The sequence below is a fragment of the Mucilaginibacter ximonensis genome (genome assembly GCF_042686265.1).
GTDB lineage: Bacteria > Bacteroidota > Bacteroidia > Sphingobacteriales > Sphingobacteriaceae > Mucilaginibacter > Mucilaginibacter ximonensis.
Window position 1 is genome coordinate 912,624 of record NZ_JBHUPD010000002.1, and the last position, 14,670, is coordinate 927,293.

Genomic DNA, 14,670 nt, shown 5'->3' on the forward strand with positions numbered 1-14,670 from the left:
GAGCTTGTCGAAGGGCGAGCATTGGCCTTTGCTCGCATGCTTCGACGGGCTCAGCATGACACCCTTCCTAATTTTTCAGCAAACCTTTCAATCCTACCACCTGAAACGCAATCCCATCATAAGCTTTAGCATTTCCAGCCTCATACAAGCAAGCTACTTGCTTTTTCTTGTAAATCGCGATATCACTATAGGCCGAAGGGCCGGCGAAAAGCACCTGCTTATACGGCCAGCTTTTGCCATCGTCAAGGCTGGCACGCAGGGTTAAATTAGCGCGCTTTTTTACATCGGCCGGGTTACTAAACAGCAGTATATTTTTATTTTTTGAGGGCGAAAGGTTAAGCAAGCTTCCTTGACAAATAGGCTCTATCAGTGTGGTATCTGTTTGCAGGTTGGCCCAGGTTTGGCCACCGTCTGTGCTGGTGGTATACAGTCGCGTATGCTTCTTACGATCAGCATTGCGGATATTGAGCATGATATTACCGCCGGCTAGTTCGGCCGCAGTAACTTCATTAGTTCCATCTTGTGGGGTATTGTTACCTAATTTCCAGGTTGCGCCGTGATCGTCAGAATAAATAATATGTACGAAATTCTTGTTGGACGGCAGCTCGACATGATTTACCGGCACTACCAGGCGGCCTTTAAATTTACCATTCGCTATTTGCAAGCCGTGACACGGCCCGGTGGCGTACCAGGTCCAATCAGGTAATTTTACTTCTTGGGTGATCTCTTTGGGTTTGGACCATGAGTGGCCCTCATCATCCGACGATAAAATAAAAATCCGCCTGCCGTCCCTGCCGGTCTGCGTGCGGATCTGTTTTTCATGATCCTGGCCATTATTCCAGGTACTGACAAGCCAGATCTTTCCTGTACTGATATCCTGTATGGGTACCGGATTACCGCATGTATTAGTCGAATCGCTCCAAACTACCTGTACGGGGCTCCAGGTTTTACCGCCATCTTCTGATCGCCGTAATACTAAATCTATGTCGCCCGAGTCGCCGCAGTCATTCTTGCGGCCTTCAGCAAAGGCAAGCAATGAGCCTTTTTCAGTTGCAATCATCGCCGGTATGCGGAAACAGCTATAGCCTGCATCGCCGGGTTTATAGATGTAGTTGAGTTGAGTGTTTTCTGATGGCTGGACAGACTGCCCCGCTGCGTAAACAGTGGTGCCGGCAATTGCTATAAGTATTAAGAGGTATTTAAACCAATGCATTTTCATAAATGCAATATACCTATTTTGCAGCCAATGGATTAGGATAATTGTCGCTTTGATCTTCAGCTACATCGTCCAGGCATTGAAAATCTTTTTCTACCAATATATATAAAGTGCCGTCATTACCGTCAAAACCTACCCTATCGGTTTGAGCCAATTCATCCAGTTTTTCAGAAGGAATAATTACAGTTATGGTATCATCAACAAATGAGGCAGTCAGGCTTTTTTGTTCTGCGGCCTTAAGCTGATAGATTAAGCTGCGATTGCCAAAACTGGTGCTGTCCTGTAAATCAAGGTTTTTATAAAGCAGGTTGACATCGCTTTTAGTTAGTCGATAACGTATGGCATTGCCTTTGATTCTGATTTTCATAAGATTTTGGTTTAAACAGCCAGGTTGGTTACACCGCCTATAATTATAATAGCCGGATGTTTTAATTGTTTGCTGTCAGCCATAGCAACCAGGTCTTTCACCATTCCCTTAACCGATTTTTGCTGTGGAAGCGAGGCATGCTGAATAATAGAAGCAGGTGTGTCGCCATGCCCCGCATCTATATAGGTACTCGCTATAGATGCCAGCTGTTTCATCCCCATATAAATAACTACGGTGGCGTTGCTTTGCATGGCCAGTTTTAAATCACCGGAAAGCGATCCATCTTTTTTGGTGCCCGTTACCACCCAAATACCCTCACTGATTGCGCGGTGCGTAAGCGGAATATCTTCAAGGCCAGACGCCTGCATACTGGTTACGCCGGGTATATAATAAGTATCGATGCCTTGCTGGCGTGCAAACAATATTTCCTCAAAACCACGACCGAAGATAAATGGATCGCCACCCTTAAGCCTGATTACGCTGCCTTTTTCAAAGGCGAAATACTTAATGAGTTTATGAATTTCGTCCTGGGTAGTGTAGGTACCATACGGTTGTTTGCCAACATATATATGCTCACATTCCTTCGGTGTTAAATTAAGCAGGTCTTTATTGGCCAAATTATCATAAAGTACCACTTTTGCCTGCTGCAAAAGGCGATATCCTTTAACAGTTATCAATTCCGGGTCGCCGGGGCCGGCTCCCAAAACATATAACACCGGTTTTTTTAAAGTATCTGGCATTGTTTTTAGTATATTATTAAAAATAGGTGCTTTTGAAATAGAAATCCTTGTAAATTTTCAATGTAAAGTTGATTTTTTATCAATTTTTAATTTTTTACTGATGTAAATCATGTTATTTATCAATTATAGTTTGATTTGTTTGTGATTTGTATGACTAAAATAGGAAAATTATTTGATTTTTCAATTCTTTTATCTAAACTTGCTATTGTAAATACAGTTCTGGTCGCGCTTTAATGTATTTACTGAAATAAAAAACGCTTTAACATAAAAATAACCGTCATGACAAAACCTACCATTATTGTAGTTGGCAATGGCATGGTTGGATACAAGTTTTGCGAAAAGCTTGTATCCAAAACGTCAGGCTTCAACATCATTGTTTTTGGTGAAGAGCCGCGCCACGCTTACGACAGAGTTCATCTTAGCGAATATTTTAACGGCAAAACAGCTGATGATCTTTCCATGTCAACCCTTTCATGGTATGACGAACAAGGCATTATGCTGCGCCTGGGTGACCCAATCCAGGAGATAGACCGCCGCAATAAAACCGTCCGATCCCTTTTAGGTGTAAGTATACAATATGATTACCTGGTTTTAGCCACCGGCTCGTCAGCTTTTGTGCCGGATGTTCCGGGCGTTGAAAAAGATGGCGTTTTTGTATACAGAACAATTGAGGATCTCGACCTGATCAAAGACTACGCCGCCAAAGCTAAAACCGGCGCGGTGATGGGTGGCGGTTTGTTAGGACTGGAGGCTGCAAAGGCACTGATAGATCTAGGCATTGAAGAAACCCATGTTATTGAATTTGCTCCGCGACTAATGCCAAGGCAAATTGACTCAGCAGGCAGCGAGATGCTGAAATCCAAACTAAAATCGCTTGGGTTAAATGTCCATTTAAATAAAAGCACTTCGCATATTGCTGGCGAGGGCAAGATCGATGCACTACATTTTAATGATGAAACTTCATTACCTGTAGACATGCTGGTAATATCCGCAGGCATCCGCCCGCGCGACGAATTGGCTAAACTGGCAGGACTTGAAGTGGGCACCCGCGGCGGCATCCTGGTTAATGACAAAATGCAAACCAGCGATGAAAACATCTTCGCCATTGGCGAGTGCGCTTTGTACGAAGGCATGATTTATGGCCTGGTTGCGCCGGGTTATGAAATGGCCGACGTGGTTGTTTCGCAAATTACCGGCGGCAGCAAGCTGTTTTACAGCTTCGACATGAGCACCAAGCTTAAACTTATTGGTGTTGACGTAGCCAGCTTTGGCGATGCTTTTATAACGGAGCCCGACTGCCGCACCATTGTTTTTGAAGATACCCATAAAGGCATATATAAACGCATTAACATTACCACCGACGGTCAATACCTGTTAGGCGGCATTTTGATTGGTGACGCCGACGCCTATAACATGCTGCTGCAAACCGTCAATAATAAATTGGTGTTGCCCCCAAATCCCGAGGACTTGATTCTTGGAGCCAGAGGCGGTGCGGAAAGCGAAGGCGCCGGCGTGATGAATTTGCCCGACGATGCATTAATTTGCTCGTGCGAGGCTGTAAACAAAGCAACCATCTGCTCCTCGGTTGCTGATTTAGGTATTACTGATATTAATGGTATCAAGAAGTGCACCAAGGCTGGTACCGGTTGTGGTGGCTGCGTGCCGTTGGTTAAAGATTTGATTGCCGGTACCATGAAAGCAAATGGCCAGTATATCAAAAATGTTATTTGCGAACATTTTGACTACTCGCGCCAGGAGCTTTACGATCTGCTTAAGATCAATAACATCAAAAACTATGACCTGGCGCTCGATCATTTTGGCCACGGCGACGGCTGCGAGGTTTGCAAACCTGCAGTAGCCAGCATTTTGTCGAGCCTTTGGAATGATGTTATTGTAAAACAAGATACTATCCAGGATAGTAACGACCGCTTTTTGGCCAACATACAAAAAGGCGGTACCTACTCGGTAGTGCCGCGCATACCGGGCGGCGAGATCACTCCCGATAAACTGATCGTTATCGGCCAGGTTGCTAAACGTTATAATTTATATACTAAAATAACCGGCGGCCAGCGCATTGATATGTTTGGTGCACATTTGAATGATTTGCCTGCTATTTGGGAAGAGTTGATTGATGCAGGCTTTGAAAGCGGACATGCTTACGGCAAGGCCCTGCGTACCGTTAAAAGCTGTGTGGGCAGCACCTGGTGCAGGTTTGGTTTGCATGATAGCGTATCGTTTGCCATCGAGATTGAAGACAGATATAAAGGCATCCGCGCACCGCATAAACTAAAAGGCGGGGTGAGTGGCTGTATCCGCGAATGCGCCGAGGCCAAATCAAAAGACTTTGGCATCATTGCTACTGAAAAAGGCTGGAACCTGTATGTGTGCGGCAATGGTGGCTCAAAACCGCAACATGCAGAGCTATTTGCTAGTGATATTGATAAAGAAACATTGGTAAAATACCTGGACAGGTTCCTGATGTTTTACATCAAGACAGCTGAGCCATTATCGCGCACCGCAACATGGCTAAACAAAATGGACGGCGGCCTGGCTTATCTTAAAAACGTAGTGATCAATGATAGCCTGGGTATTTGCGAACAACTGGAAGAAGAGATGCAAACGTTGGTTAATACCTACCACTGCGAATGGAAAGAAGTAATTGAGGACCCGGAATTACGCAAGCGCTTTAGTCACTTTGTGAACGCACCTGAAGAGAAGGACCCGACCGTAAAGTTCGAGCCTATGCGCGATCAGGTAAAAGCCTCGTGGTAACGGATGGTTTGTTTCACGCGAATGTGAATCAAATGAAACAAGCGAAACAGGATTTTCAATCAAGTAATTGAATTGCAAATAATTACAAAAACACAGTGAAACAAAATGAAACAAGAAATTGGACTAAAGTCATTTTCTTGTTTCATCCATAAAACCATTGTCATTTCGAGGATAGCGAGAAATGGCAATCAATAAAGGTTATAACAATAAAGAATTTTCAACATGGAAGCATTAGTAGATAACTGGGTATTGGCCTGTCGCACCATTGATATCCCCGAAAATGGCGGCGCTTGTGTTAAGTTAGGTGATGAGCAAATTGCTGTATACAACTTTACCCGCCGTGGCGAGTGGTTTGCTACGCAAAATTTATGTCCGCATAAACAGCAAATGGTTTTGTCTCGGGGAATGATTGGCAGCACAGGCGAAAACTGCGAACCGAAGGTGGCTTGCCCGTTTCATAAAAACACATTTTCGTTGTTAAGCGGCGAATGTCTGACTGACGAAGCGCTGTCAATAAAAACGTATGGGATAAAAGTGGAGGAAGGGATGGTATTTATCAGCCTTTAGGCTGCTTCTTCGGTAAGTTTAAGCAAAGCATTGTAATTGGCTATCTTTATACTCTTGCCTGATACTTCAAGCAGGCCATCGTTAACCAATTCATTAATCACCCTAAATACTGTCTCGTAGGTAGCGCCTGAGAATGAAGCCAGATCCTGACGGCTCAGTTCAATGTTAATAAAGCCTTTCGGGGATATCCCGAATTGATTTTTCAGATCGATCAGGGCTTCCGCCACACGGCCTTTAACCGGCATGTGTGCCAGATTGCGTGTTTTGCGTTCGGATACCCGTAAATCGTAAGCTAAAAACATAGCCAGTTTGTAGGTAAAATCAGCATTTACCCTTAAGGTAGTCTCAAAGAAGTCCGTATCCACAAAGCCAATGATGCTCTCTTGTATCGCAGTGGCAGATATGGTATAAATGCCATCACCACCCAAAGCCCGGTGACCAAAGATCATTCCCGCGCTAGCGAAACGCAGAATCAGTTCTTTTTCGGCGCCCCAGCGCTTATGCACTTTTACAACGCCGCTATTTACAAAGTAAACACCCTTAACAGGATCGCCTTCTCTGAAAATAACCTCACCTTTTTTTACTTTATAGTTCTTTTTGTGTGCTAATATCGCCGGAATCCATTCCTTGAGGCAATTTTTGCACAAAAAACAAGATTCTTCATTATCAATTATGGATACTTTCTTCATTTGAGATAATAAGATCAGTTAATTATACAATAATAATCAATTTTAAATTGACTTTGGTCATAAATTTTTAACGATTTCAATTTTTTATTGAAAAATTTTATTGCTAAGTGTATATAAACTTACCATTTTTTCAAAATTGTATAAAATTCATCATGTAAATTTTTATAAAAATCATATTTAACTTGGTTTATATAAATATTCAATTAAAACTTTATTAAAAAATTAAATAATTGATTAATTAAATCATAAAAATCAATATAAATATCTGTATAACTTCAATTTTTACATTAAATAAGATATATTTACAAATAAAAAGGTCGCAAACTTTTAAAAAAGTAAATATGGAGAGAAACAGACAGTAGTAAAATAAAAAAACCTTGCCGGGAGGTCGCATTCCCAGGCAAGGCCAGACAGTTTTAATCGCTTTAACAAAAAAAACCAACTCAAATGTACAAAAAGGAATTAAATCTGCGCATTGTTGCGGTAATTCTATTGTGCACGTCATGCTTTTTTACAAAAAATGCAAATGCACAGCTTTCATTAACCGGGCAACTACGTACCCGGGGCGAACTGCGGGACGGCTACGGCACCTTAGAACCCATTGGCGCAAAAGCCGCTGCCATTATCGGGCAGCGAACGCGGCTCAACTTCAACTACAAATCGAGCCGACTTATTTTTCAAACTTCCATTCAGGATGTAAGGTTATGGGGCCAGGATGCTTCAACTATTAGCCCCGCAGACGGCGCTAAAATAGCTGTTCACGAAGCTTGGGCAGAGATCGTTCTGTCTAACAAAAAAGATACGGGCTTCAAGGTATCCCCATTTGACTACTTTGCAATTAAGGTTGGTCGCCAGGAAATATCATACGACGACGAGCGCCTGTTAGGTGCGACCGACTGGATAACACAGGCCCGCCGCCACGACGCTATAGTTTTCAAACTGATACAGCAAGGCTGGCAGGTTGACCTCGGCGCAGCCTTTAACCAAAACACCGATGCTATTGGTTACAATGGCACATTCTATACACCGGCCAACGTACCCGCCACTGTCAAAGACAGTAAAGGTAATTTAATGAATACCCCTGCAGGATATATACCATTATTAAATGCTTCAGGTGTAAGCGCCAAAAATGGCTCACCATCATTCCTGAATCCACCGGGCACTAACGGGCTCACCGCCGATTACAAGTCATTGCAATATTTATATGCGGCTAGAAAGTTTGGCAAAACCAGAATATCAGGTCTGTTTCTTTCTGACGAGTTCGGTAAATATATTATCGACTCTGTTAAAAACACCTCAGGTACTGATATCGGCTATTTATATGGCCGTCGTTATAATCAAACAGGTGTAAACACACGCATTACTACAGGCCTATTGGTTAACCCTGTTTTTGGTGATAAAAACCAATGGGCGGCAACTGCCGGCTACTACTACCAGGGTGGACATGATCGCGACGGCGCTAAACTGAGTGCCTATACCTATACCGCATCCGTCGCTTATAAAGATATTAACTGGGCATACACTGCAGGGCTGGACGTATTGTCAGGTAAAGACGCTACATCTAACTCAACCGTTAACCATCGTTTCGACCCTTTATATGGCACACCACATAAGTTTTGGGGACTGATGGATTTCTTTTATGCTTCGAGCGGATCGCCTGCCGGTGGTTTGACAGACCCTTACCTGAAATTTAAATACACAACTGCCAACACTCGCTTTAGCAGCGAGCTGGCGGGGCATTATTTTATGCTGCAAAACAACCAGAAAAATACAGCCGGCGCTACTATTGACAAGTATATAGGTACCGAGTTTGATCTCACGAATAGCTATAAACTGAGCAAAGTTACCATGGTCGACCTGGGTATATGTTATATGGCCGCCACACGTAGTATGGAATATGCAAAAGGCATTGCCCCCAACACTACCTCGCTGCATCCGCTTTGGGCGTACCTGCAACTAAATATCAAACCTGATTTTTTGAACAAATAACATCTTCAAAATCATGAAAAATCAACTCACCAAACTTAATATATTCTCGTTGAAAGGCGTGCAGATGCGCACTTTTCACATCACCTGGTTAATGTTCTTTGTTTGTTTCTTCGGATGGTTTGGTTTGGCCCCGCTCATGCCAACTATCCGCGCCGAGCTGCATTTAACTAAAGCACAGGTAGGTAATACTATCATTGCATCGGTAACCGCTACCATCATTGCCCGCTTGTTAATAGGTAAACTTTGCGATACCTGGGGCCCGCGTATTACCGCTGTGCGCTTATTATTAGTTGGCGCTATCCCTGTGTTTTTGGTAGGCCTGGCGCACGATTATACCACATTTATCCTTTTCCGCCTGGCGATAGGGATCATCGGAGCCTCGTTTGTGATAACCCAATTTCATACTTCCATGATGTTTGCGCCTAATATTAAAGGTACCGCTAACGCAGTAACCGGTGGCTGGGGCAACCTGGGCGGCGGCGTAACTAACATGGTAATGCCATTGATATTTGCAGCCATTGTTGGCTTCGGTTACACTAAAGCTGAAGCCTGGCGCTATGCCATGATCGTACCGGGTGTGATGATGCTGATTATTGCGTTACTGTACTACAAATTCACTAAAGATACTCCGGAGGGCAATTACGATGAAATAGGCCATAAAAAAACAGCCGGCGCTAAAACCGACTGGAGCGTACTGGCCGACTGGCGCATCTGGGCGCTCATGTTGGCCTATGCCATGTGTTTTGGTATGGAGCTAACTTTTGATAATGTCGCTTCTCTTCATTTTGTAGATACCTTCCATTTAACGCAAAGCGCTGCCGGTTTCTGGGCAGGCATCTTCGGCTTTATGAACCTGTTTGCCCGCGCTTTGGGCGGTATTGCTTCTGACAAAGTGGGCAAAAAATTCGGTATGCGTGGTAAGGGATTCTTACTGGCCGGGGTGCTGCTACTGGAAGGCGCGGGCCTGATATTATTTGCACAAGCCGGTTCATTAGTTATGGCTATTGTCTGCATGCTGACATTCGCGCTGTTTCTGAAAATGTCAAACGGTGCTACTTATGGTATTGTGCCTTTCGTCAATACTAAAAATGTGGGTTTGGTAAGCGGTATTGTTGGCGCAGGTGGTAACCTGGGCGGCATGCTGTTTGGTTTCCTGTTTAAGTCGTCAACCATCACTTATGTAGAGGCATTTACTTACATCGGGTACACAGTTATTGCAGTTTCTGTGATTGTATTAATTACCCGCTTTCAAAAACAACCGACCGAAGAGGCGGCTATTGATAGCAAATTAGCGGGAGCAGTATAAAGTAATAAAACCCGTTGGTCGAAAGGACATCGTTTAAATAACAAAGAATAAAACAAATGCCAAGAAAGCACACCGATACTCAATTAAGCACCACCTGTTGTTACTGCGGGGTTGGGTGCGGTGTGCTTTTAAATAAAGAAAAAAACGGCACGGTAAGCCTGCAGGGTAACAAAGATCACCCTGTAAACAAGGGCGCGCTGTGCAGTAAAGGTCTTAACCTGCACCATACAGTTAATGACAAAAGCGACCGCCTGTTATATCCGCAGATGCGGTACAACAAAAGCATGCCGATGCAGCGTGTGAGTTGGGATGAAGCATTGAATCGTACCGCTGCGGTCTTCAAAACTTTCATTAATAAATACGGCCCCGACTCGGTAGCTTTTTATGCCTCAGGGCAATGCCTGACTGAGGAATATTATGTCGTGAATAAACTCCTCAAAGGGTTTATCGGCAGTAATAATATCGATACCAACTCGCGCTTGTGCATGAGCAGCGCTGTAGCTGCTTATAAACTCGCTTTAGGCGAGGATTCTGTTCCGCTTTGTTATGAGGACATTGAGCTGGCCGATCTTTTTTTTGTCACCGGCGCCAACCCGGCCTGGTGCCATCCTATTTTATGGCGACGTGTAGAGGCCCACAAAGCCGCAAACCCTAATGTTAAAATTATAGTGGTCGATCCGCGCGCTACGGATACCGTAAGCGTTGCTGATTTGCACCTTCAAATTAATCCGGGTACTGATATCACGTTGAACCATGCTATCGGTCGTGTTTTGATCGAGAATGGCGATATCGACCTGGATTTTGTAACCAACCATGCCGAGGGCTTTGAGGCGTACAGCAAATTGGTTTTTGAAAAGACGGTTAATGAAGCCGCCCGCATTTGTGGTGTAAGCGAAGCTGATATCATGCTGGCGGCAAAATATATAGGCGAGGCCAAAGGTTTTATTTCGATGTGGACAATGGGGCTTAACCAGAGCGCCATCGGTGTCAACAAAAACCTGAGCCTCATTAATCTGAATTTGATTACCGGGCACATTGGTAAGCCGGGTTCAGGCCCGTTGTCGTTGACCGGACAACCGAATGCTATGGGCGGCCGCGAGGTGGGTGGATTAGCTAACTTGCTGCCTGCGCACCGCGATCTGAGTAATCCGGTACATCGCGAAGAAGTACAAAAGTTTTGGGGCGGGACGACTATTAATCCAAAACCGGGCTTATCAGCAACAGAAATGTTTGCGGCGCTGAATGATGGCAAGTTAAAAGCTATCTGGATCATGTGTACCAATCCGCTTACCAGTATGCCGAATGTACGGCTGGTAGAGGAGGCGTTGAAGAAAGCCAAATTTGTGGTGGTGCAGGAGATTACCAACAAATCACAATGCTTGGAATATGCCGATGTGATATTACCTGCCGCTGCCTGGGCCGAAAAGGAAGGCACCATGACCAATTCTGAGCGCAGAATTAGTTACCTGAACAAGGTTTTGGATGCTCCTGGCGAGGCTTTGCCCGATGCGGAGATCATTTGTCGGTTTGCGCGTAAAATGGGCTATAAGGGCTTTGATTTTAAGGATAACGCCGCCATTTACGCAGAGCACGCCAAGCTTACCGCAAAGACTAATATTGACATCAGCGGATTAAGTTACGAGATACTGAAGGAGCGCAAAACGGTGCAATGGCCTTATAAAAAGAAAAGCGCACCTGGCGGTACGCCGCGTTTGTTTACCGACCGGAAATTTTATACTCCGACGCAAAAAGCCCGTATACACGCCGTACCCGATGCGCTGACCAGCGAACAGCCGAATGGCGACTATCCGTTTATCTTGACCACAGGTCGTATTCGCGACCAATGGCATACCATGAGCAAAACCGGCAAGGTGAACAAACTCAACCAGCATTATGCTGAAGCTTTTGTCGAGATACATCCCGCGGATGCGGAACGATTAAAAATTAAAGAAGGCGACGTTACCGTTATTACCTCGCGACGCGGATCGGTGCAAGTTAAGGCCAAAATATCGGCACAAATAAAAAAAGGCGTGATCTTTTTGCCCATGCACTGGGGTAAGATTCTGGGCAGCGATTTGAACCGTGCCAATAATGTAACCAGCGATTTGGTGGACCCGATATCCAAAGAGCCCGACTTTAAATATTGTGCCGTACAAGTTGCTAAGTTTAAAAAGCCTTTTCAACGTATTGTGGTTATCGGCGCGGGGGCAGGGGCCTACGGTTTTGTAAAATCATACCGCGAGCTGAACCAAGACGATGAGATCACCATCTTTAGTAAAGAGAATTACCCCTTCTACAACCGCGTTATGCTGCCCGACTACATTAGTGGCGAACAGGCTTGGGAGCAACTGGTTAAAATGACTGACGAGGAAGAACCTGAATATAAAATTAGGCTATTGCGCGGCGTATGGGTCGAAAAGATAGACCGCTTTAATAAATATGTAACGGATTCGCGGGGTGTGAAAACGCCTTACGATGTTTTGTTGATTGCCACGGGAAGCAGGGCGGCGGTTCCCAAACACGTGCCCTCGCTACCGGGTATTTTCACTATGCGTAACCGCAATGATGCCGATGCCTTTAAAAAGCATATCCCGGCAGATGGCCATGTAGTAATTGTGGGTGGTGGCTTATTGGGCCTGGAGATGGCAGCCTCGCTGCGTGAAATAGGTAAGAGGGTAACTATCATCCAGCGTACATCAAGATTCCTGAACCGCCAACTGGATGCATTGGGCAGCCAGCTTTTGCATGAGGAAATGGTTGATCAGGGTTGTGATATTTATTATGACGATGAGATACAACTGTTTTATGGCCGGTCGAAACTGACCGGCATCGGTTTAAAAAGCGGTCGCAAAATTAATTGTGACGCCATGATCCTGGCCATTGGCACTACGCCGAACCATGAGCTGGCCAAGGAATGCGGACTGGAATGCCGCCGTGGTGTCATCGTAAACGAGCGCCTGCAAACCAGCGACCCGAACATTTATGCCATTGGCGAGATAGCCGAATTTAACGGCACACTTTACGGAATTACCGCCGCTGCCGAGCAACAAGCGCACGTAGTAGCTACTTATATGAATGGCGACATCGCGGCCTATTATAAAGGCAGCTTGTTTATGAATATCATCAAGATTCATGGGTTTGATTTGTGCAGCATTGGTTTGTCTGAATGCCCTGATGATAATAATTATGAGGAGGTTGTTTTTACTGACAAGGCCAAGCGTTACTATAAAAAATGTATTATCACCCAGGATAGATTAGTCGGCGCCATATTGATTGGCGACAAGAATGAATTTTTGGAATACCGAGACTTGATTGCCAATCAAACAGAGTTGAGCGAAAAGCGCCTACAATTGCTGCGCAGCGGCAATAAGCCCGACCCGGTATTAGGCAAACTGGTATGTAGCTGTAATAATGTAGGCAGCGAAAACATCCGCCAAAAAATTACTGACGGCTGCGATACCCTGCCCGAGCTATGCAGCAAAAGCGGTGCAGGCATGGGCTGCGGATCATGCCGCCCGGAGGTGAAACGTATTTTAGAAGAAACATTGGCCGCCCTAACTGAAGCCAAAAGCGCATGAAACAACTGATCAAAGTTAATCTTCCCGGCGGTTTTATTTCCGCCGGCGACTTGTATGAGATATTGCTCATAGCAGAGAGTGTAAGCGCGGTCGCTATTCGCTTTGGCAACCGGCAACAACTATATTTCGAGATAGATGCCGACAGGTTAGAAGATCTGGAACTGGAAATGCTGAAAACGGAGATTAACTTTGAGATTGACGACGAACAGTATCCAAACATCATTAGCAGTTACGTTGCCGACAGCATTTTTAACCATACGGACGGCTGGCTGCGCGAGGGTGTTTATAAAGATATTTTTGATGCCTTTGATCACCAGCCGACGCTAAAAGTGAACCTGGTAGACAGCAATCAGACTTTGGTTTCTTTTTTTAGTGGAAATATCAACTTCATAGCATCAGCTACTAATAATTATTGGTACACCTATGTTCGGTTTCCAAAGACCGATCAATTGTATTGTTTGCCTGAATTGGTTTATTCGGAAGATATCCCGGTATTGGCGCAGGCTATTGAGGATATTATTTTGAAGCAGAGGCAGCTATATTACGGTCGGCCAGATATTGACGCGAATTTGTTTTATAAAACGTTGACTAAAGGTGTAAGTCTGGCTTTCAGACCCATTACCGAGACACTGAAACTGCCCGATTTTTACCTGCCGTATTATGAGGGTTTTAATAAATACGGCAACAAATATTGGCTGGGCATTTATCGGCGCAATGAATTATTTCCGTTAGATTTTTTGAAGGAAGCCTGCTTGCTTTGTCTTAAAACCCGCATCGGGCAAATTTATACCACCCCCTGGAAGTCTATCATTATTAAAGGCATTGAGCAGGCAGATCGCGCACAGTGGGGTTTAATCCTAAGCAAATATCATTTAAACGTACGCCATGCGGCCAATGAGTTGAACTGGCAGATCGAGGATATTTGCCCTGAGGGATTGGAGCTTAAACAACAGTTGGTCCGTCAGTTTGAAGAGGCCGACTTGCGCACCTATCAGCTTTGCTTCGCGATAAAAACGCAGCCGAAGACTGGCTTGCAAGGCTCGATTGTTTTACGCAAGCACGCTGCCGGCTTGTATGATATCTTACATACCCGCGATTTTAACCCGAACCTGAAGGATGAAGTTTTATATCGCCAGCAAGTAAGGCCGCGCGATTTGAGTAAGCACCTTATAGCGTTATGCCATGCTTTTTACGATGCGCAAAGCAATTCCCTTCCTGTTATAAACTTTCCCGACGCGCCAGCCGAACAGGAGCGCCCAACCTTGTATCAATGTAATTGCTGCTTAAGCCGCTATGACAAAGCGTACGGCGACCCAGCTCAGGGCATTGAAAAAGGAACAGCGTTTACATCGCTGGCAGATTATAGCTGCCCGGTTTGCGAGGCGCCAATGTCTGAGTTTAGTTTAGTGATGGGTTAAGCTATCTTTATCTTATTTTCAATTTACT

Annotated in this window: 10 protein-coding genes; 6 read left to right on the top strand and 4 right to left on the bottom strand. The window is 44.8% G+C overall.

Annotated elements, in window-relative coordinates; genetic code table 11:
• Positions 1-67: 67 nt before the first annotated feature.
• From ACFS5N_RS11625 to cobA, 3 genes are read right to left on the bottom strand one after another with little or no spacing between them, the layout of a single operon-like run.
• Positions 68-1,219: a sialidase family protein gene (locus tag ACFS5N_RS11625; RefSeq protein ID WP_377185532.1), complete on the bottom strand. Its 1,152-nt coding sequence runs from the start codon at positions 1,217-1,219 to the stop codon at positions 68-70.
• Between the two features lie 13 nt (positions 1,220-1,232).
• The gene (locus ACFS5N_RS11630) at positions 1,233-1,583 is read right to left on the bottom strand and encodes a DUF7009 family protein (RefSeq protein ID WP_377185534.1); all 351 of its coding nucleotides are present in this window, start codon (positions 1,581-1,583) and stop codon (positions 1,233-1,235) included.
• A gap of 11 nt (positions 1,584-1,594) precedes the next feature.
• Positions 1,595-2,323 (bottom strand): uroporphyrinogen-III C-methyltransferase, encoded by a 729-nt coding sequence (gene cobA, locus ACFS5N_RS11635; protein WP_377185536.1) that lies wholly within the window; start codon positions 2,321-2,323, stop codon positions 1,595-1,597.
• Positions 2,324-2,602: 279 nt separating this feature from the next.
• Between cobA and nirB the strand changes: the two genes are divergently transcribed.
• Both nirB and nirD read left to right on the top strand, forming a co-directional pair.
• On the top strand, positions 2,603-5,095 hold the full coding sequence (nirB, locus tag ACFS5N_RS11640) for a nitrite reductase large subunit NirB (RefSeq protein WP_377185538.1): 2,493 nt from the start codon (positions 2,603-2,605) through the stop codon (positions 5,093-5,095).
• A gap of 222 nt (positions 5,096-5,317) precedes the next feature.
• A complete protein-coding gene (nirD, locus tag ACFS5N_RS11645; protein ID WP_377185540.1) occupies positions 5,318-5,662 on the top strand; it encodes a nitrite reductase small subunit NirD in 345 nt (114 codons plus the stop codon).
• Here nirD and ACFS5N_RS11650 read toward each other — a convergent pair.
• Positions 5,659-6,351, bottom strand: coding sequence for a Crp/Fnr family transcriptional regulator (locus ACFS5N_RS11650; protein WP_377185542.1), 693 nt, complete (start codon positions 6,349-6,351; stop codon positions 5,659-5,661). The genes nirD and ACFS5N_RS11650 overlap by 4 nt on opposite strands.
• Positions 6,352-6,798: 447 nt before the next feature.
• Here ACFS5N_RS11650 and ACFS5N_RS11655 point away from each other — a divergent pair, with 447 nt between their 5' ends.
• From ACFS5N_RS11655 to ACFS5N_RS11670, 4 genes are read left to right on the top strand one after another with little or no spacing between them, the layout of a single operon-like run.
• Positions 6,799-8,340 (top strand): alginate export family protein, encoded by a 1,542-nt coding sequence (locus ACFS5N_RS11655; RefSeq protein WP_377185544.1) that lies wholly within the window; start codon positions 6,799-6,801, stop codon positions 8,338-8,340.
• Positions 8,341-8,353: 13 nt separating this feature from the next.
• Positions 8,354-9,646, top strand: a complete 1,293-nt coding sequence (locus tag ACFS5N_RS11660) for a NarK family nitrate/nitrite MFS transporter (RefSeq protein ID WP_377185546.1) — start codon at positions 8,354-8,356, stop codon at positions 9,644-9,646.
• Between the two features lie 56 nt (positions 9,647-9,702).
• Complete coding sequence (locus ACFS5N_RS11665; RefSeq protein ID WP_377185548.1) at positions 9,703-13,224, top strand: molybdopterin-dependent oxidoreductase; 3,522 nt, start codon at positions 9,703-9,705, stop codon at positions 13,222-13,224.
• The gene (locus tag ACFS5N_RS11670; protein WP_377185551.1) at positions 13,221-14,642 is read left to right on the top strand and encodes a rubredoxin; all 1,422 of its coding nucleotides are present in this window, start codon (positions 13,221-13,223) and stop codon (positions 14,640-14,642) included. The genes ACFS5N_RS11665 and ACFS5N_RS11670 overlap by 4 nt, the downstream gene beginning before the upstream one ends.
• Positions 14,643-14,670 lie beyond the last annotated feature (28 nt).

Coding starts and splice junctions, on each gene's coding strand:
- ACFS5N_RS11625 (WP_377185532.1), bottom strand. CDS start 1,219: ATGAAAATGCATTGGTTTAAATACCTCTTAATACTTATAGCAATTGCC.
- ACFS5N_RS11630 (WP_377185534.1), bottom strand. CDS start 1,583: ATGAAAATCAGAATCAAAGGCAATGCCATACGTTATCGACTAACTAAA.
- cobA (WP_377185536.1), bottom strand. CDS start 2,323: ATGCCAGATACTTTAAAAAAACCGGTGTTATATGTTTTGGGAGCCGGC.
- nirB (WP_377185538.1), top strand. CDS start 2,603: ATGACAAAACCTACCATTATTGTAGTTGGCAATGGCATGGTTGGATAC.
- nirD (WP_377185540.1), top strand. CDS start 5,318: ATGGAAGCATTAGTAGATAACTGGGTATTGGCCTGTCGCACCATTGAT.
- ACFS5N_RS11650 (WP_377185542.1), bottom strand. CDS start 6,351: ATGAAGAAAGTATCCATAATTGATAATGAAGAATCTTGTTTTTTGTGC.
- ACFS5N_RS11655 (WP_377185544.1), top strand. CDS start 6,799: ATGTACAAAAAGGAATTAAATCTGCGCATTGTTGCGGTAATTCTATTG.
- ACFS5N_RS11660 (WP_377185546.1), top strand. CDS start 8,354: ATGAAAAATCAACTCACCAAACTTAATATATTCTCGTTGAAAGGCGTG.
- ACFS5N_RS11665 (WP_377185548.1), top strand. CDS start 9,703: ATGCCAAGAAAGCACACCGATACTCAATTAAGCACCACCTGTTGTTAC.
- ACFS5N_RS11670 (WP_377185551.1), top strand. CDS start 13,221: ATGAAACAACTGATCAAAGTTAATCTTCCCGGCGGTTTTATTTCCGCC.